Source organism: Flavobacterium sp. SM2513, from assembly GCF_050908145.1.
Taxonomy (GTDB): Bacteria; Bacteroidota; Bacteroidia; order Flavobacteriales; family Flavobacteriaceae; genus Flavobacterium.
Genome location: NZ_CP194228.1, coordinates 3,473,329 through 3,491,903, shown reverse-complemented (window position 1 = coordinate 3,491,903; position 18,575 = coordinate 3,473,329). Strand labels below are relative to the sequence as shown.

The following is an 18,575-nucleotide window of genomic DNA, read 5'->3' as shown; positions in this document are numbered from 1 at the left end:
TGTGTATTGTTGTGAATACTACATTTAATTGCAAGCACTTTATTTTAATTTTAGAGAAGTAAGTCGCATGATTTGAGTGTTTTGACTAGGTAATTTACATAAAAACATACTCTTTCTCTATTCGCAAGAATAATATGAATTGTATTTTGAGTGTGTGTATTATTTTTTTACGGTAATTTAATCTGTGTTGGAATAGAGTATATTAGGATAGAACTAGAGTTTTATATCGAATCAATTATTAAGAATCTTGCGTCATTTAAATTGAAATTTAGCAGTACAATTCCTATGAATTTTATAAAAACAAAAAACATGTAGTCATTTGACTCCCATATTATTACGGAACTGAACTTAATCAGATTAGTGACGGCATATTTAAGAATTGGACTTCCAATTCAACAACTTCCATTTGTTGACTCTTATGAATTTTTTAAGTCTAATTAATAAGTTTAAAGTGTGAAATTAATTACGAGAGGCGAAGAGTTGAGTGAGAAGAAATTATTAATACCACAGTTTGGAAGATTGAACAGTAATTTTGTATGAGAGCTGTTTTACTAAACTTTGTAACGAAATCGTCCTGTTTTCTTTTTGAAATTAGTCATAGACAATTAAGTTATCTAATTTTTATTCAGTATTTTCCTTTTTTTCCTCCAATTTAATTTCTTCAATATCAGCAGTCATTTTTTCACGTTTCATACCAACACGGATAAAACCAAAAAGACTCATATACACATTCGCCACCCATACCAAAGCAAAAAATGCGATTAGGTAGCCACGCCAATCATCAAAAAGCAAATGGTACTTGGAAATCACTAAGAAAAATAAGGCAATATAATGACTGAAACAATATTCACACGTAAATAAATAGAAGAATTTGCGTAGCAAAATAGTATTGCTTTCCTTCGATTTTTTGATACAATAATCCCTCGGTTCTTTAAAAATTTCTTCATGTGTAACCGTCCAAGCAATACATGCGACAGGAATTGCAAGTAAGAAAAGGTTTTGAATTTGTGCTGATGTTTCCATCTTTAGTTATTTTGGTTGATAGCCTTCCGCTCGATTTAAAAGTATATTTAGCGGCTTCCATTCTGGAATATAATCGGAGACTATTTTAAGTATCGCTAACATCGGTGTGATTAGAATCATTCCCGCAATTCCCCAAATAATCGTTCCTACAACTATACCTACTAAAGTCGCCCATGTACTTAGATTTAACTGTGCTCCAACTACTTTTGGATAAATCACGTTCGCTTCTAAATATTGAACTATAGTAAAAATAGCGATGACACCAATAGGATACCACATCGAATCCTTTGTTAAATATGCAATTGAAACCGGAATTGCAGCACTTATAAAGATACCAATATACGGAATAATGGTCATTAATGCCGCAATTAACCCATAGATAATTGCATTTTCAATACCTAAAAGTAGTAAGCCAATTGAATTTAAAATGCCAACAATGCAATAAACGTAGAACGTTCCTTTTGCAAATTGGAAGTATGATAAAATACTTTCATTTAAGATTAAATTTAATTTTAAATGATGTTCAGGATGAACGATACTTTTTAAAAACCGTACAAATGTACCACGATGGTACAAAAATAAGGCTGAAAAAATGGGTGTTAAAAGTAACAATACTAAGGTAGAAACGGTTGCGCTAAAAATACCTGTGATTATTTTTGCGATGCTATTTTCAGGATTTTTTGTAAATTTCTGAAAGAAAACCGTTTGGTCATTCGCCGAAATTCCAAATGTGCCTTCAAACCACATCATGGCACTTTCAGATGAACCGGCTAAGCGTTCAGTTAATAAAGGCAATTTGTCAAGAAAGATGCTGACTTGCACTTCCAATAACCAAATCAAACTCAAGACAAGGAGTGTGATAAAAAATAAACAAATACCAATAGCTAAACCCCTTGAAATTCGCTTTTCTTCCATTTTTTTACAAGCGGGATACATAATCATCGCAATCAATAATCCGAATAATAAGGGCGAGAAAACTACTTTTGCATAATACAAAACCAAACTTCCAAAAAATACAAACAACACCCATTTTAAGGGTTGGGATAAAAAATCTACTTTTTCAGAAGGGTTTCTTAAGTTCATATTTAATTGATGTGAGTTTCGATTGATAAAATGCAGTTAAGGACCATTACTTTTATTGGGAAGTATTTGAATTTTACAAATTGATTATAAAATATAAAGATGCGAAAAATAACAACGATTGACTAAACATCACTTAAAATTTTTATTTATTCGAAGTTAGAAACTCTATAAATTTCGTTAGAAATTCTATAAAATCTTTACCATTTATTTTTTGAACTTTGACATATCATAAAAAATTAAAAAATAAAGCTATGGAAAAGAAAGAAAACATTTCAGTATTAAATGACTTAATTGTTATAAACAACGATAGAGTAGAAGGATATGAAACAGCAGCTAAAGAAACGGAAGATGCGGACTTAAAAGCCTTGCTTTTAGAGTTGAAATCCACGAGTCACAACAACCTTGCAGAACTACGTTCAGAAGTCTTACGTTTAGGTGGAGAAGTAGAAGAAGGAACGCGAACTACAGGAAAATTCTTTAGAGTGTGGATGGATGTAAAAGCTGCACTTACAGGAAATGACCGAGGTGCAATTCTAAATTCGTGTGAGTTTGGCGAAGACAAAGCATTGGAAGCGTATGAGAATGCAATGGAGGACAGAAATTCTTTGTCACCACAATATGTTAGTCTATTATTAAAGCAACAAATGGCATTACGTGCTGATCACGACAGAGTAAAAGCACTTCGCGACGCTGCAAATAACTAGTGTTGTAAAGATTCAAATTAAGTAATATAACTACAGCAAGCCTCAATATTAAAAGTATTGAGGCTTGATTGTTTCTCAAAATTTAATCAAATTTTTTCTACCAAATAAGAATATTTCTGTGTGAGTTCCGAGCTAATTAAATTTACAAATTTTTTTATTAAATTTAGCTGTTTTCTTAAATCCATTTTTCATACATTTAAAATAAATAGTAGTACGAATTATGAAAAACAACCTCGGATCCATATCCTTACTAATTGCCTTTATAGGATTAGTTATTTTTGAAATATTGATTCACTTTCATATCCTTACGCATTCGGGTTGGAATATTGTCAAAGCAGGATTTGAAGCAGCAACTATCGGTGGTGTCGCCGACTGGTTTGCAGTAAGGGCTTTGTTTCATGAAATTCCAATTCCTTTTATAAAAAAACACACCAATATAATTGTCAAAAATAGAGAAAAACTGACCGAAGGCATAGTGGATTTGGTAACCAACAAATGGTTGTCTGCTGAAGTAATTACAGAAAAATTAAGCGAAGTGGATATGGCTTCTGCCATTATTGAATTTCTTCAAAACCCAAACAGTCAGAAAAAAACAGTTGGATTCATTCGAGAGATTGCATTGAAATTAGCTTCAGAACTGGACAACCCCGACTTTGCATTGACCATTCAAAAAATGCTCACCAATCAAATTAAGGAAATTGATTTGGCAACACCAATAGGAAACTGGGTCGAAAAAGCGGTAAATAATGGCGACCACAATAAATTATGGGAACTCTTGATTGAAGCGACTGAAAAGTCCATAAATAATGCAGAAACAAAGGATTTAATACTCTCAAAATTAGAGGAAGCAATAAATGAATACGGTGAACAAGGCTTCATCAAAAAAACAACAATGTTCCTCGCCAAGAAAACCGGTGGAATCAATATCAACAGTATTACTGCCGAACTTTTGTATAAAACAAATGAATTATTGGTTGAAGCAAAAGAAAACCCACAACACCCCATCCGAATTAAGTTTGACACTTGGATAATCGAATTTGCTCAAAAACTAACAAATGGTGATGAAAATGCATTAGGTGTTATTGACAACATCAAAAATAAATTAGCGGCTTATTTAGAAACCGAAAACACGATTCCCCATTTGTTGAGAAACTGGAAAAATACAATTACCGCCCAACTTGAAAATGAGGATACGACCCTTATGCAGTTTCTAATTACCAATTTGAACCGTGTCGTAGCCGATTTACAAAAAGACAAAGAAGCACAAATTAAAATCAATAAATGGATAACGGAATCCATTTCAGGCTTGCTAACTAAATTTCACAATGAAATTGGAAATATGGTTCGCAGTAGCTTAATCAAATTGGACAACAAGGAATTAGTAGAACAAATTGAAGGGAAAGTGGGTAATGATTTGCAATACATCCGTTTAAATGGAGCTGTAGTCGGAGGATTAGTCGGAATTATGATAGCAGCCGTAAAATATTTGATTAATTAGGAAGCTTTTATAAAACCAATTTTCACAATCTTAGACTCTATTATGAAGAAAAGTAATAGCTACCGTTTAATGGTGAATTACAATTTTAATCGGTTAAATTTGCAGTGAGAAAAATGCTATGATGAAATCGAACAGTCAATTTTTCGAAAATAATTACTACAGTTTTAACCCACAATTCACAACAAATAGAATTCGATGAAGGAAACATTACAATGGAAAGGCTTGCTTGTTTCTGTACTTGTACTTTCAGGTATTTTATTATTTCCAATTTTTGATGATTCTAAAATAAATGCTGCTTTAGCATTACTACTGTTTGCCGCTAGTTTATGGATATCAGAAGCCATTCCGTTAGCAATGACTGCTTTGCTAATTCCTGTAATCGCAATTCTGCTTAATCTTGCAACACCAACAGCTGCTTTTAGTGAATTTGCAAATCCCATCATCTATCTATTTATGGGCGGATTCGTATTGGCAGGCGCTTTGTCTGCCCATTCGCTCGACAGGCTACTTGCACATAAATTGATGCTACTTGCCAAAGGAAATTTTTATAAATCAGCTGTGTTACTGATGCTTGCTACTTCATTAACTGCTTGCTGGGTTAGTAACACTTCTACAGCGGCAATTATGATTCCGTTAGCTTTGGGTATACTAGCAATAGCTGATAATAAAAAATCGACAGCGGAAGCGAAATTTTTGTTACTGGGAATCGCCTATTCGGCAAATATTGCTGGTATTGTTACAATGATTGCGAGTCCGCCAAACGCCATTGGAGCCACCTTATTGGGGCTTTCATTTTCTGAATGGCTCTTATACGGTTTGCCTATATTTTTCATCACTTTTCCCATAATGGTAATCATTCTGACATTGTATTTTAAACCAAATCGTCAGATGTTAGTTCCTACAGTAGCGTTGCCGGGGAAGAGAAGTCCCCAAAGGAAAGCGCTGTTAACGATATTTGCAATTACAATTTCACTATGGATTTTTGAAGGAATATTGTCACCTCTAGTAGGAATTTCATCAAGTTTCAGCTCTTTAGTAGCCATTCTCGCCATTTTACTGTTGTATATGTTCAAAGTAATGACTTGGAAACAAATTATAGATTCCATCCGATGGGATATCTTGCTGCTTTTTGGAGGAGGGCTTACTCTTGGGTACTTAGTAGAAAGTACGGGACTCGGAACGCTGTTAGTAAGCGGAGTAATGAATATTAGCGAACAAGTACCTTTGTTTGTTTTTTTATGGCTAATTGTATTTGGCTCTATCCTGCTTACGGAGTTCATGAGCAATACCGCAAGTGCCGCGTTAATTTTACCTTTGTTGTACACTTTAGCGATAGAAGCACAAATTAATCCAATGATTTTAGTGCTTCCTGCCACAATTGCAGCCTCGTTTGGTTTTATGATGCCTGTGGGAACACCTCCAAATGCGATGGCTTTTTCAACTGGTTTTGTACCGCAAAAAGATATGATGAAAGCCGGATTAAGTCTTAATCTTATATTTTCGGTAGTTTTGACTTTGTTTTTTTATGTGATTTTTAGAGAGTAGTCAAAATTCTGATAAGAGTAGGAGAGAGGTATTCATCATTTATTATACTGGTAGAATTTTTTTTTAGAGGTAATTTAACTTCGAGTGAAATACGATTTTCAGCATAGTATCAGAAAGTAAATAAGCTTTTATTTACTCGTTAAGTCTTTTTCAGATGTAGCATCATCTTTATGTTTTCTCTATTGAAACTCCAATTTATAAAGAAGCCAGCGGAAACCAACAACTAGATGTAATAGTATTACGCCAAAAATGATGTAATTCATGACTGGTTGTTTAACTAGTTGTAAATGTTATTTTATATTTTCATCATAAGCCACATCATTTTGTAGTACCTTTAAATCTTATTTCTCCTTACTCACGATTAATATCTCAGAAAAGTTAGTATTCCTACTCACATTTAAAACACCATCAATTTCACGCATTTTGAAGTAACTGTGTTCTTACAGCCGCTGCAGGTAATGCCTTCAAAATGATATAAATTTACTTTAATGAACGTGTTTTTATAAAATTTAAGAAAGAGTTCTGTACCTGCTGTTTTTGCGATTGAATTCTTTGCCAAAGCAATTTCTTTAAACACAAATGTATCTTGAAACAGCTGTTCATATTCCTTTGCGTTTCCGCTAAAAAGGGGACTTATATCAAAATTTCTATCGAACAGTAATCCGGAAAGTATTCCATTTTTAGACACCAATTGGTGCATTTTCCACACGTATTTTTGACACATAGTAGGAGGTAAGGTACAAAAATAAGTTTACTGAGGAATTAAGTCATATTCACCTTGATGTTCAAAAAAGTCACCCAAAATAATTGTGATGCTTTTGTTTCCTTCAAATCTACTTTTAAGATTTTGCACAAATGCCGGTGTGATTTCAATTAGTATCAAATTTGTAAAACCTTGCTCTAAAATGTGTGCTGCTTCACATGAATTTACAAAACTTGTAATTAAATTGGAAGTTTTTTTATTTGAATTTTACCGATAAATGATTTAAGAGGAGGGAAAACTTGACCCAAATGCCAACCTGTGGTACGAGCTTGATATTTATTATTCCAATAGTCTTGGTCTATTGGTTGAGTATATGCAACGGCAAAACATTTTTCTTCACTAATTTTTTATACGTTCTATAACTCAATATTTAATTAGTTTATAAGTGCGGGTGTTCAAAAATACATTTAAAGTACAAAAACCAATAAATAGACTAACCAAAACACTGAAATAAAGATTCTTAATACTAAAGTTAATATTCAGATAATTAAGCACGTTCAAAACTCAACTGATATTTTCAGTTCTAAATGGAAAAAAGTACAATTTTAAAAGATTTTGAAGGAACTATTCTTTTTGAATTAAATCTAAATTTGCTAAAAAGTCCATTTCATTAATAGTATTCGGAGCTTAAATTTGAAATTTTTATTTTAATTCACTTTATTGAATGCGAATTTGATAAAAGTGTCCTTAAATTTTAAGCAAGATTACAGATTAGTTAAAGGAGAATAAGGTAACTTTGTTAGATGTGGTCGAAAAACAAAATAGTTTTAGTAGAAGATGATGAAATGTTAGGAGCTACAATTTTAGAGCTCCTACAGCTCAAGTCTTTCGATGTAGAATGGTTCAAAAACGGTCTTGATGCATTGCATTATTTTAAAACTAAAACCTGTGATTTAATCATCAGTGATTTAATGATGCCCAAGATGAACGGTGAGGAATTTTTTCTACAAATGCGTAATGAACTAAACAGTAATGCAATCCCTTTTATTATAATTACGGCCAATATAGATCAGCATACGAAGTATACACAACTAGAAAATGGTGTTAATGATTATTTACTGAAACCATTTAAAATAGATGAATTGATTCATAAAGTCAACAATCTTTTGAGTTTTAAACTGAATATTGTAAAACAATACCGGACCAATCCATTTTCTAAGGTTACCATAAAATTATCCGAAAAGAACTTTATTACCGCAGTAAATGAAATTCTAATAAGGAATTTAAAGAATACTATTGTTCAAAAAGAATTGGCAGAGTTATTATTCATTAGTAAATCTACTTTGGATAAACGAATAAGAAAACTCACAAATAAAAACGCCAGTAAATATGTTAGAGAGTTTAAGCTGGATTATGCTATACATTTAATCACTCTTGGTGAAAAAAATGTGCAGTTTTTAGCGGATGAAACGGGTTTTAATTCTTTTTCTTATTTTTCAACATGCTTTAAAGACTATTCAGGAATTTCGCCTAGTGCATTTATTAAGAATCAAAAATTATAAATTTTTAATAATTAGGATTTACTTATTCAAATTACAATACCAAACTAATCAGCTTACTTAATGCCAATTTCTATAGAAGTAAAATAAGAAGGTTTTAAATAGTTGTATAAAATTGATTTTCAACTACTTTTCAACTAATGGAAATTGCAACAGCACTTTTGTTCCTTTTCCTTCTTTGCTTTGCAATTTAATGGTTCCCCCATTTCTCTCCGTAAACGTTTTGACGATGTAAAGGCCTAATCCTGTGCCAGGAACATTACTGCTATTACTTGCGCGAAAAAAGGTGTTGAATAATTTGTGCTGATCTTCTATTGGTATTCCAATGCCAAAATCTGTTATTTCTACAAAAACCAAATTATTGCCTTGACTTATTTTTAAATTCACATTTTTGCCAGAATTATCGGAGTATTTGAAAGCGTTATTCAATACATTTAGTAAAATATATTCCATTAAATTTTTGTCAGCGAAAACGGTTAAAGGATTTCCTTCAATAGCCAATTGCACTTTTCTACCATCTTTCTGTTCGAATTCACAAATTTCAATTGCATCTAAACAAGTTTGTTTTAAATCAAAACTAGTAGGATTAAACGTTGTTTTTCCAACATCATTTTTGGCAATTATTAGTACGGTCGTCATTAAGGACACAATCCGGTCAATTTCTCCAATAATGGTTGTTATTCTTTTTTGAATCAAATGCTCATTCTTGATTTTTTGATTTTGTAAATATATGGAAATCAGTTCTGCACTTGACCGAATAGTAGTCATAGGGGTTCGAAATTCATGAGAGACAGTTGAAACTAAGTTGGTTCGTAATTCATTCAATTCTCTCTCGCGTTTTAACGTTTTTTCAATTACAAACTCGGCTTTTTTAGTTTGTGTAATATCTCTAATAGAAGTATGAAAACTTACAGCAACGCCATTTTCTTGTATAAGCCGCCCTTTAATTTCACACCAGATATAGCTAAAATCTTTTCTTCTAAATCTGATTTTAGCGGGATAATCCTCCTTTCCTTCCAAAATGCGTTGCATACTTTTCTGTAATTCTTCCACATCTTCCGGATGCACAATATGGTTTATAGTCAAACCAAGCAAATCGTTTACTTTGTAACCAAAAATTTGCTTTATCGACGGTGAAATATAGTGCAAAGTACCGTCTAAACTGTGAGAACAAACAAGATCTACGGTATTTTCGGCCAAAAGTCGGTACATGTTTTTAACTTCATGAAGTTGTAACGCTTTATTTTTGATGTTTTCTTCAAGCAGTAATTTGTTGGACTTTTCAATTGCTTTTTTGTGGGTAATGTCAATAATTTGTTTGATGAAGTGCATGGGGTCATTTTGTGCGTTCTTAATCAATGAAACAGATATTAGTCCCCAAACAATGGAGCCATTTTTATGTTTGTATCTTTTTTCCCTGCTGAAATTTGATAATTTACCAGAAACTAAAGAATCTAGGTTTTGTACATCTTGCTGCTTATCCTCAGGGTAAGATAAATCCAGTAAAGTCATCGTTCTCAGTTCGTCAGAACTATAGCCTAAAATAGTTAAAATTTGGTTATTCACAATTTTCATATTACCGTCTAGATCCACAATTGCCATTCCAACCCCCGAATTATTAAAAGCATCTTTAAACTGCTTTTCACTTTGTTGCAATTCAATTTGTAACTGTTCTTCACTCGTAATATCCCGCATAGCACCAATCATTCGAACAGTCTTGCCTGTTTCATCTCTAATTATTACTGCTTGTACTTTCACTGAGGCATACATTCCATCAAACTTCCGGATGCGACAGGCGTCTTGCCAACGGAGTTCAGAACTCTTTATTAAATCATTCAACTTACTACTGAATTTATTTACATCATCAGGATGTATATAATCAATTATGTCTTTAGCTTGTAAGGTATTATCACTCAAATTATAGCCAAAATGTCCCGTAGTAGCATCGCCTATAAAAATTTGTCCCGATGCCAAATCCCAATCCCAAACTAAATCAGAAGTAGCAGTACTTGAATGTGCAAAGCGCTCGTTGCTGATTTTCAGGGCTATTTCAGCCTTTTTCTGGACCGTAATATCATTAAAAGAACAAACGACATAGAGTAATTTTTTTTCTGAATCAAAAACAGGTACAGCATCCACTAAAAGCCATACCAAATCATTCGTATGGGGTCTATGTACACCCATAACAACATTATTTATAGGTCTTAATTGCTTTATAGCTTGTGGTACAGGATGATTTTCAGGTTTGAACTCTGTTCCGTCAAAATTTATGACGCTCCAATGTTTGTCGTAGGATGTTTTTCCTATCAGTTGTTCTTGGGTTAAACCCAACATTTCGCACGCTGCATTATTGTACTCAATAATCTCAGAATCTGGCCCTTGAACAAGAATGCCTACGGCAACATTTTGCACGATGTTGATAGTTAGTATTTTAATTCGCACCATTTCTTTATGAGTCACAATACTTTCCGTACTATTGGTTCCAATTCCAATCAAAAGGTCAAGTGTACCGTTTTGAAAGAAAACGGGAGTCAATGTACGGTCGTGGTAGCTCGTCAATCCTGTTGTTTTATTCAAGATTTCGTCACTCCATTGGATTGTTTTTTTGGTTAAAAGGGCTTCTTCAAATTTTAATTGTCGGTTTTCTGCAAATGATAAATCTCTATCAGAAAATTGTTCATACTCAAAATTGGTTTTACCTATGGCAAATTTACGCAACTCTTTATTTTGAATTGCGGCGGGATTTAAGTATTTGTAGCGAAATTCTTGGTCGTAAACGGCGATTCCTGTTGGCAATTCATTCAGTATTTTTTCATAAAATTCTTTCTGTTCCTGTAATTTATGTTGACTGTCAACAATCTTGGTTACTTTTCGTGCTATTCCCAAAAAAACTATAGAATCATGTTCACGAATTAATTTCAAATTACAGGTGTACCCTATATAAATATCTTTTGTATTCTTGATTCTAACGGCATGTTCAGTGGTGGTATTTGTAGTGGTCAAAACATTTTCTAAAAATTGCGTACAAGAAGGCAAATCTTTTGGGTGAATCACAGTGCTAAAATGCGTTCCCAACAAGTTTTTTCCTGCTTGACTACTTAAGGAATCGAGTGGCGTGCTCAAAAAGGTAAAATTCCCTTTTACATCTAAATGAAAAATAAATTCTGTTGCATTAGCAACAAAAAAATCCAATTCAGTTGTTTTGTGTAGCAGTGCCGCTTTTAAGGTCTTATTATCAAAATGCATTTGTAATAAAGAAACAATCTGAAGTTTTATATTTTTAAGGGTTTTTAGTTGTGCTTGAGAAGGGGTAGGGGAAGAGCCGAAAACACAAAAGGTTGCAACTACCTCGTCACGATTCGCTATTTTAACGGGAAAACCCACCATAAAATCAAAAGAAGGTGGATGGGCAATGTGGAAGAAGTTTTCTTTGCTTTCTGATAAATCAAGGGTCAACTGAGATTTCTGTTGAAGTAGTGCTTCAAAAAAAGTAAAATCATCCAAAGAATTGATTGCTGTTAAGCCTATTTTTGATGCAATATGATGCGTACCGCCTATTTTTAAACTTATAAAAGCATCATTGCATCCCGCCATTTGCGAGGCAAATAACAACAATCTATTTAATTCCTTATTCAATAGGTGATTTGCCTTCATGGTTTATTTTTAATCAAATAAATGCATTTTTTAGGTAGGGAACTATTTCTCACACAAGTATAATTATAAGTCAGTCGGATATATTTTTAGATTATAAGTAGTAAAATAAGATTGATGACTTGTCAATACTACTTTTGAATTCTGCGAATAGAGAAACCTTTATAAACCCATTGTCGTTGCAGCTTAATAGAATTCTAAATATTGGACTTAAAACCGCAAATTTAAGTTTAGTACAGTATTTTTTATGCAACGAAATGTTAGTTGAAGTAAAAGCTCCATCAATCCTAAATTATTAAAGAGATAGAATATGAATAAAAAAAAACTACTTATGTTAGTACTTATGACTTGTACTACCATGAGTACTGTGGTACAAGGACAGACTATTCCGCCACCATTTGGCCCACCAACGGACGACCCTGAAATTGTGCCTATTGACAGTTGGATACCTTTTGTATTTCTTTCTGCAATAGTAGTTGGATTCTATCAATTTCGTGCATCGTTGCGGCTTAATAAAAGCAATAACTAAATCATTTTTCTACATGAAAACTAAAAAGTAAAATTTATGAAGAATAAAAAATTACTTGCCGCATTGCTACTTCTTGCCTCTTCTGGAACGTTGTTGGCACAAGTTAAAAACACAGGCATACTATATGTACAGAATGGTACAGAGCTATACGTCAACGAAAGTTTTGACTTTGGAACCCAAACGCAAACTTCGAGAGCTGTTTCTAACGGTGTACTTTCACTTTCTGCGGTTGCATTGAATACCTCTACAGCGTCCAACTTGAATTTTGTCGATGGATTTGTAAAAATATATCCTACAGTTGAACCTGCATTCTACAAGATTCCATTGGGATTTGGCACAGCGTATGGACCTATAGGCGTCCTAGCATCTAATTCGCAAGCAATAATTAGTGCTTACTATGTTGGAAATCCGGATGCAATAGGAACGACATTGGATATCGAAGTGGATAATATTTCAGCTTCAGAATATTGGAGTCTTGCCTCGAGTAATACTGGAAAAGTGACGATGTATTGGAGTGACGACAGTGATCTTGATGCAATTTTAGGCATAAAACCAGTTGACTACTTGACCGTTCTTGGATACGATGGGGCTAAATGGATTGCTTTAAACTCTGAAGTAAATCCTATTTTAGAATCGATAACAACTACTCAAGACGTGAATTTAGCGACTTATTCAAATTACGCAATTGGTTCTAGAAAGGATATAGCGTGCTATACACCAATAACTTCTTCTGAAATTATAAAAACATGGAATGGGACCTCTTGGTCTCCTTCTGCACCAGGAATTACAGACCCAATCGTTATTGATGGACCTTTGACTGTAGCATCCCATTTAGAATGCTACTCGGTAACCTTAAATAATGATGTAACTCTAACTGATGGAAAAAAACTTACCGTTGTAAATGGTTTTGTAGGTACAGGAAAAATTATTATGTCGAATTTGGCATCAGTAATTCAGCAAAATCCAACGGCTGATGCTCCAAAAATTCAAATGACAAAAATTGCTGAACAAATGCGTCGTTACGACTATGTATATTTGGGCAACCCAATAAATGATGCGGAGTCATTCTTTACGCAAATTCTGAACAAAGAAAATGTAGCTACAAATGATGATTTTGATGTACAAGCGAATGCTGCATTTCTGCAACTTCGTACTTTTAACCTAGCGGGTGTAGCAGCAATCAATGCAACAGCGGTTAACACGCCCATAGGAAGAGGGTTTTCTGCAACGGTACGAAGTCAAGCACCTTACAGCACGTCAAATGCGGAAGAGGCGTGGTACATTCAAAAAGAAGATATTCATGTAAAGATTGAAGGAATTACAAATAACGGAAGTTATGCAATGACTTTGCCGGAAACGGGAGGCTATATGCGACTGGGAAATCCTTATCCTTCTCCAATAAATGGTCAGAAGTTTTGGGAATTAGCAGATGGTTTTGTAGATAAAACATTGTATTACTGGACGTATCATACCGCACGAGGTTCATTATCGGCTAATTCTTATAACAATGCAGATTTTGCCACTTACAATCAGTCTGGTGGTACCGCTGCATTTGACGGTGGTACTATTCCCGATGGAACTATTTTACCAATGGAATCGGTATTGCTGCAATCTGTAGCATCTTCTGTGACGATTACGATGGATAACTGTGTGCGATTCTTTGACGCGCCTTTGCCAAAAGCAATCAATACAACAACTACTAACGGAAAGTTTAGACTGAATCTTCAAGGTTCTCAAAATTCATTCAGTCAAATCCTTATTGCTTATGACGATACTAAAGGTACTCTAGGGTACGATAATGGATACGATTCGCAAAGACCCTCGGGAAGTTCTTCTGAATTGAGTTCGCTAATTGAAAATGCACGATTTACCATTCAAACACGGTCTGCCTTCACAATCGAGGACATCGTACCTCTATTGTTAGACAAAAGAACCGACGAAAGTTTTACCATCAGTCTTGCAACTACAGAAGGGATATTTGAGACAACTCCTGTTTTCCTGCATGATAAAATGCTTGATATTTACCACAATTTAAGTGTAAATAATTATTCGTTTACGCAAACTGCAGAAGCCAGTGCTTTCCGATTTGACGTAGTCTATGAGGGTAACGTTCTCAATAACACAGATTTTAAAATAGAAACAATATCGGCATTCATCCATAATAATGAATTTCGGGCTACTGCAAATACGTCCATCTCTGAAATCCAAATTTATGACATTACAGGACGTTTGATTGTAACGTATACTGATTTAGCTACTGAAAGCTTTTCGAGTAATTTTGATAAACCACAAGGGATTTACATCGCTAAAATCAAATTAGCGAACGGAACTGTTGCTACTCAAAAATTAATTAACCTATAAATAGTCAACTAATGCTATTCACTTTTATTAAAACTAATCTTATGAAAAATATTTTAACGTGTTGCTTGTTGCCATTTATGCTATTGACAGCAACAACTCTTTCTGCCCAAGTAGGAATTGGTATTACCGAGCCGGATGCTTCCGCAATGCTAGATGTAGCTTCAGAAAGCAAAGGACTTCTGATGCCAAGGTTATCCTCAACACAAAGAGATGCAATTACACTTCCTGCCAATGGGTTGATGATTTACAATACTGATTTGAACGACGGTCAGTTAAATATTGGAACTCCAGCGGTACCCAATTGGATAGGTATAAAAGGCCAGGAAGGTCCAGTACCTACAATTGCCTCTATTTCTGAAGGTGATGAGGTCAGCACTTCATCAGAAGTATTTGAGTTGATACCGGCCATGACCGTTTCACCGCCAACAGGTGCTTACCTTGTTTTATTTAATGCACAGATTTCCAGTAGTAAAACATTTAGTTCGACACAAGGAGTTACTGATGTTAATGCCATTTATAGTAATTTAATGAGTGCCACAGGTGGTGTGTCGCACACGCTTGTTTTTGGTAGTGGTGAGACCTTGCTTCCGGGTGTATATGACGTTACTGGAGCACCATCAATTGCCGGCTCTCTAATATTAGATGGGGGCGGTAATCCAGATGCGCTGTTTATTATTAGAGGCACAGGTGCATTTACTACCGGTTCAGGCACGGTTGTAAGTTTGACGAATGGAGCAAACGCTAACAATGTCTTTTGGGTATCGGAAGGGGCTATGTCTACTGGAGCACCTACAACAATGAAAGGAACTTTAATTGCCCATGACGCTGCGGTTGCTTTGGGTGCCAATACAGATCTTGAAGGTCGGATGATGTCCACCATTGGTGCATTGACCATGGGGGCGGGAAGTGTACTAACGGCTCCTTCTGGATCTTCTATTTTTGATTTAGGAGTACTGTCTTCTTTTGTAATGTTCACCGCTAGTGGTGGTGTTTCAGGATGTCCCACTTGTTCAGTAACTGGAGACGTGGGAACTGGAGCAGGAGCCGCCACAAGTTTTAGTACGATTGATGGAAACATCTATCCTGCAGGGACGACAAGTATTCCAAGCAGTAGTTCCTATTGCGTTTTTAAAAATGGAGCGGAGGTATTGAATTCTAGTAGAAGAATAGATTCACCGAGCTCAATGGTGTTTCTTCAATCTAAAATTGATACCACTGAAGGAGATATTATTGAAATACGTTGGAAAGTGGATGAAGGCCAAGCAATAATAGAAAATAGAACGTTTACGATTATTCGTTCGAATTAGGGACAGTGCAGTATTTCATGCATTCGCTCCACTCCATTTATAGCAAAGTTTAAAATTAGAAATAACAATTCTTTAGTGCTAAACTAAAACCAACTAAACTTTTTTAGTACATCAAACGATTAAAAAAATTTTGTTGATTTCAGATTATTGGTTTTTGCAAGCATCCCAAAGTGCTGTTTTTTAAAGTACACCTAAAAGTGGGAGTAGTGGAGCCGGTAAGTGTGGACTAGATTTTTGTTACAACGTTGATAAAAGCAGCTGTCATCGATAAAAATGCAAAAACAGCCGTTGTTAATAGAGCGAACTTCGTTAGTTCTTTACTATAAAATGGATTATTGCAACAAAGCATTCTTCTTGATAAGACTACATATCATTTGAAAAATAAACTTTTAAGCTGTTAATTGTAGTTTAAAAAAGCTATTTTTATAGTAAATTGTTGAGTTTGAAATAAGAGAACTTCAGAAAAATGAAAAAAAAAATAGTAAAAATACCTTCAGAAAAGTATGCGCCAAATTATCAGAGTACTGAAGAAGAACAGGCCGATCAATTGTCTGTTGCCAATAAAGAACTAGCGTATCAAATTTCTGAAAAAATAAAAAGAGCGGCTGAATTAATTATCGCTAACGAAGAATTGCTATTTCAAAACAGTGAGAAAGAAAAACGAGCGGCTGAATTGATTATCGCTAACGAAGAATTGCTATTTCAAAACAGTGAAAAAGAAAAACGAGCAGCTGAATTGATTATCGCAAACGAAGAATTGCTATTTCAAAACAGTGAGAAAGAAAAGCGGGCAAGTGAATTAATTGTTGCAAATAAGGAATTGCTATTTCAAAACAGTGAGAAAGAAAAACGAGCAGGGGAATTAATTATTGCTAATGAGGAATTAGTATTCCAAAATAGTGAAAAAGAAAAACGAGCGGCCGAATTACACGCCGTTAACAAATCCCTCAAGAAAATAAAAGAGCATCAGAAAAGATACATTATAGGTTTAGAGGAAATGATGTTTATGACTTCGCATGCGGTCCGAAGTCCAGTCGTCAATATCCTTGGGATTGCAACCCAACTTGAAGCATGCATCCTGCCCGATGGTTGTGAGGAATTAATCGATGGAATGAAAACTTCCGCATGTGCACTTGACGTATTTACACAGGAACTAACCACAAAAATCAATGTTTTAAAGGAGAAGAAAAAGCGGTAATTTATAAAATTATATTCTTTTTATTTGAAAGAGCAGGCAAACAAATTCAAAGACTACCTTCTAAAGCTGAAAATCACCCGATAACCCCAACGTCTTTTTGAGTAATTATAAAGTCATATAGCACTATTCAAGGGTTGTTATTTGATATAAATACCAACCTTTTCGCATCGCCTATTTTACTCTTTCGTATCATCAGTAGGAGGATCTACTTTGTCCTTGGGTTTGTTCTTTTGAATTTCTAATTTATAGAAAAGCCATCCAAATCCAGCGATGAGGAGCAGGAGTATCAAACCAAAAATAATCGCGTTCGTCATTCGTTTTTTAAGATTTGTTTCTGTTTTGTGGGTACATTCATTTTAATCAAGATGCGAGGCTTGTCCAGCCAATTTAGGCCACGTATATTTGTCCCTAATCCTTTCAACGATGATGACTTTTTTACTACGGACCTCTGTAACGTCTTTCGTTTTTAATAAGGCATTCGTAATGCTATTCCTGCAACCACCGCATTTTATATTTTCGACTAATAACTGAAGTGTCATTAGTGTTTCTTTATTTTATAGTTTTCATCGTAAGATACTACCTTTTGCAGTGCCTCTACAGTAAGCTTTTCTTTGCTGACAATCAGTACTTCAGAAAAGTTGGTGTTCATACTCACATGAAGTACTCCATCGAGGGCAAGGTATTTGGCGGTCACTGTACTTTTGCATCCATTACAGGTTATTCCTTCAAAATTATATAAGTCTACATGAACCGATGCGTTTTTAGAAAATTCGAAAAAGAGTTCAGTACCCGCTCTACTAAGTATCGAATTTTTCGACAAAGCAATTGCATTAAATACAAAGACCTCTTGAAAAAGTGCTTCGTATTCTTTCACGTCGCCACCAAAAGGAGGTCCTGCCTCAAAAGTTCTATTGAATAACAATCCTGAAAGTATGCCGTTAGCGGACAATAATTGGTGCATTTTCCATACATATTTTTGCCGCATAGTAGGAGGTAGGGCACAAAAAAAAGTTTGTTCAAGAATCAAATCATAGCGGCCTTGATGGTCAAAAAAGTCTCCTAAAATAATAGTGATGTTTGGATTAGCGGTAAACCTATCATGCAGACTTTGTACTAATGCAGGTGCGATGTCAATTAAGGTCACATTGGTAAAACCTTGCTTTAGCAAATATGCAGCTTCGTATGCATTTCCACATCCTGGTATTAATACCGCAAGCGCTTTATTTTGAATTTTATCAATATAGGTTTTAAGAGGTGGCGAAATTTCGCCCAGATCCCAACCCGTGGCACGTGCTTGGTATTGATTTTCCCAAAAGGTCTGGTCTAATGGCCGGTCACAAGTAACTACACAACAATTCTCTTCACTCATTTTAATCTGTTCTTTAACTATTTAAATTATAATTGTAAGGGCTTG

Annotated in this window: 14 protein-coding genes; 8 read left to right on the top strand and 6 right to left on the bottom strand. The window is 34.6% G+C overall.

Annotation, left to right across the window (positions count from 1 at the left end):
• Positions 1-621: 621 nt before the first annotated feature.
• Entirely contained in the window at positions 622-1,023 is a 402-nt protein-coding gene (locus ACQ5J2_RS14855) for a hypothetical protein (protein WP_432671246.1), read from the bottom strand.
• 6 nt (positions 1,024-1,029) lie between these two features.
• Complete coding sequence (locus ACQ5J2_RS14850) at positions 1,030-2,106, bottom strand: AI-2E family transporter (RefSeq protein ID WP_432671245.1); 1,077 nt, start codon at positions 2,104-2,106, stop codon at positions 1,030-1,032.
• 251 nt (positions 2,107-2,357) lie between these two features.
• On the opposite strand from ACQ5J2_RS14850, the gene ACQ5J2_RS14845 reads away from it, so the two are divergent.
• The 3 genes from ACQ5J2_RS14845 to ACQ5J2_RS14835 all read left to right on the top strand — a co-directional run bounded on the left by ACQ5J2_RS14845 (position 2,358) and on the right by ACQ5J2_RS14835 (position 5,853).
• Positions 2,358-2,810, top strand: a complete 453-nt coding sequence (locus tag ACQ5J2_RS14845) for a ferritin-like domain-containing protein (RefSeq protein ID WP_432671244.1) — start codon at positions 2,358-2,360, stop codon at positions 2,808-2,810.
• A gap of 220 nt (positions 2,811-3,030) precedes the next feature.
• Positions 3,031-4,308 (top strand): DUF445 domain-containing protein, encoded by a 1,278-nt coding sequence (locus tag ACQ5J2_RS14840; RefSeq protein WP_432671243.1) that lies wholly within the window; start codon positions 3,031-3,033, stop codon positions 4,306-4,308.
• Positions 4,309-4,503: 195 nt separating this feature from the next.
• On the top strand, positions 4,504-5,853 hold the full coding sequence (locus ACQ5J2_RS14835; protein WP_432671242.1) for an SLC13 family permease: 1,350 nt from the start codon (positions 4,504-4,506) through the stop codon (positions 5,851-5,853).
• A 397-nt stretch (positions 5,854-6,250) separates the two neighbouring features.
• On the opposite strand, the gene ACQ5J2_RS14830 is transcribed toward ACQ5J2_RS14835, so the two are convergent.
• Positions 6,251-6,577, bottom strand: a complete 327-nt coding sequence (locus ACQ5J2_RS14830) for a hypothetical protein (protein WP_432671241.1) — start codon at positions 6,575-6,577, stop codon at positions 6,251-6,253.
• Between the two features lie 782 nt (positions 6,578-7,359).
• Between ACQ5J2_RS14830 and ACQ5J2_RS14825 the strand changes: the two genes are divergently transcribed.
• The gene (locus ACQ5J2_RS14825) at positions 7,360-8,118 is read left to right on the top strand and encodes a response regulator transcription factor (RefSeq protein ID WP_432671240.1); all 759 of its coding nucleotides are present in this window, start codon (positions 7,360-7,362) and stop codon (positions 8,116-8,118) included.
• A 123-nt stretch (positions 8,119-8,241) separates the two neighbouring features.
• Here ACQ5J2_RS14825 and ACQ5J2_RS14820 read toward each other — a convergent pair whose 3' ends face one another.
• Positions 8,242-11,769, bottom strand: coding sequence for a PAS domain S-box protein (locus tag ACQ5J2_RS14820; protein ID WP_432671239.1), 3,528 nt, complete (start codon positions 11,767-11,769; stop codon positions 8,242-8,244).
• A gap of 328 nt (positions 11,770-12,097) precedes the next feature.
• Between ACQ5J2_RS14820 and ACQ5J2_RS14815 the strand changes: the two genes are divergently transcribed.
• The 4 genes from ACQ5J2_RS14815 (at position 12,098) to ACQ5J2_RS14800 (ending at position 17,161) form a co-directional block, all read left to right on the top strand.
• Positions 12,098-12,295, top strand: a complete 198-nt coding sequence (locus ACQ5J2_RS14815) for a hypothetical protein (protein ID WP_432671238.1) — start codon at positions 12,098-12,100, stop codon at positions 12,293-12,295.
• Between the two features lie 36 nt (positions 12,296-12,331).
• Complete coding sequence (locus tag ACQ5J2_RS14810; RefSeq protein WP_432671237.1) at positions 12,332-14,656, top strand: T9SS type A sorting domain-containing protein; 2,325 nt, start codon at positions 12,332-12,334, stop codon at positions 14,654-14,656.
• 41 nt (positions 14,657-14,697) lie between these two features.
• Positions 14,698-15,963 carry an ice-binding family protein gene (locus tag ACQ5J2_RS14805; RefSeq protein WP_432671236.1) on the top strand — a complete coding sequence of 422 codons (1,266 nt, stop codon included), beginning with the start codon at positions 14,698-14,700 and terminating at the stop codon, positions 15,961-15,963.
• Positions 15,964-16,429: 466 nt separating this feature from the next.
• Complete coding sequence (locus tag ACQ5J2_RS14800) at positions 16,430-17,161, top strand: diguanylate cyclase (RefSeq protein WP_432671235.1); 732 nt, start codon at positions 16,430-16,432, stop codon at positions 17,159-17,161.
• A gap of 176 nt (positions 17,162-17,337) precedes the next feature.
• Here the strand turns inward: ACQ5J2_RS14800 and ACQ5J2_RS14795 are convergent, their stop codons facing one another.
• Positions 17,338-17,475 carry a hypothetical protein gene (locus tag ACQ5J2_RS14795; RefSeq protein ID WP_432671234.1) on the bottom strand — a complete coding sequence of 46 codons (138 nt, stop codon included), beginning with the start codon at positions 17,473-17,475 and terminating at the stop codon, positions 17,338-17,340.
• Positions 17,476-17,699: 224 nt separating this feature from the next.
• Complete coding sequence (locus ACQ5J2_RS14790; protein ID WP_432671233.1) at positions 17,700-18,530, bottom strand: methyltransferase domain-containing protein; 831 nt, start codon at positions 18,528-18,530, stop codon at positions 17,700-17,702.
• Positions 18,531-18,575: the final 45 nt, after the last annotated feature.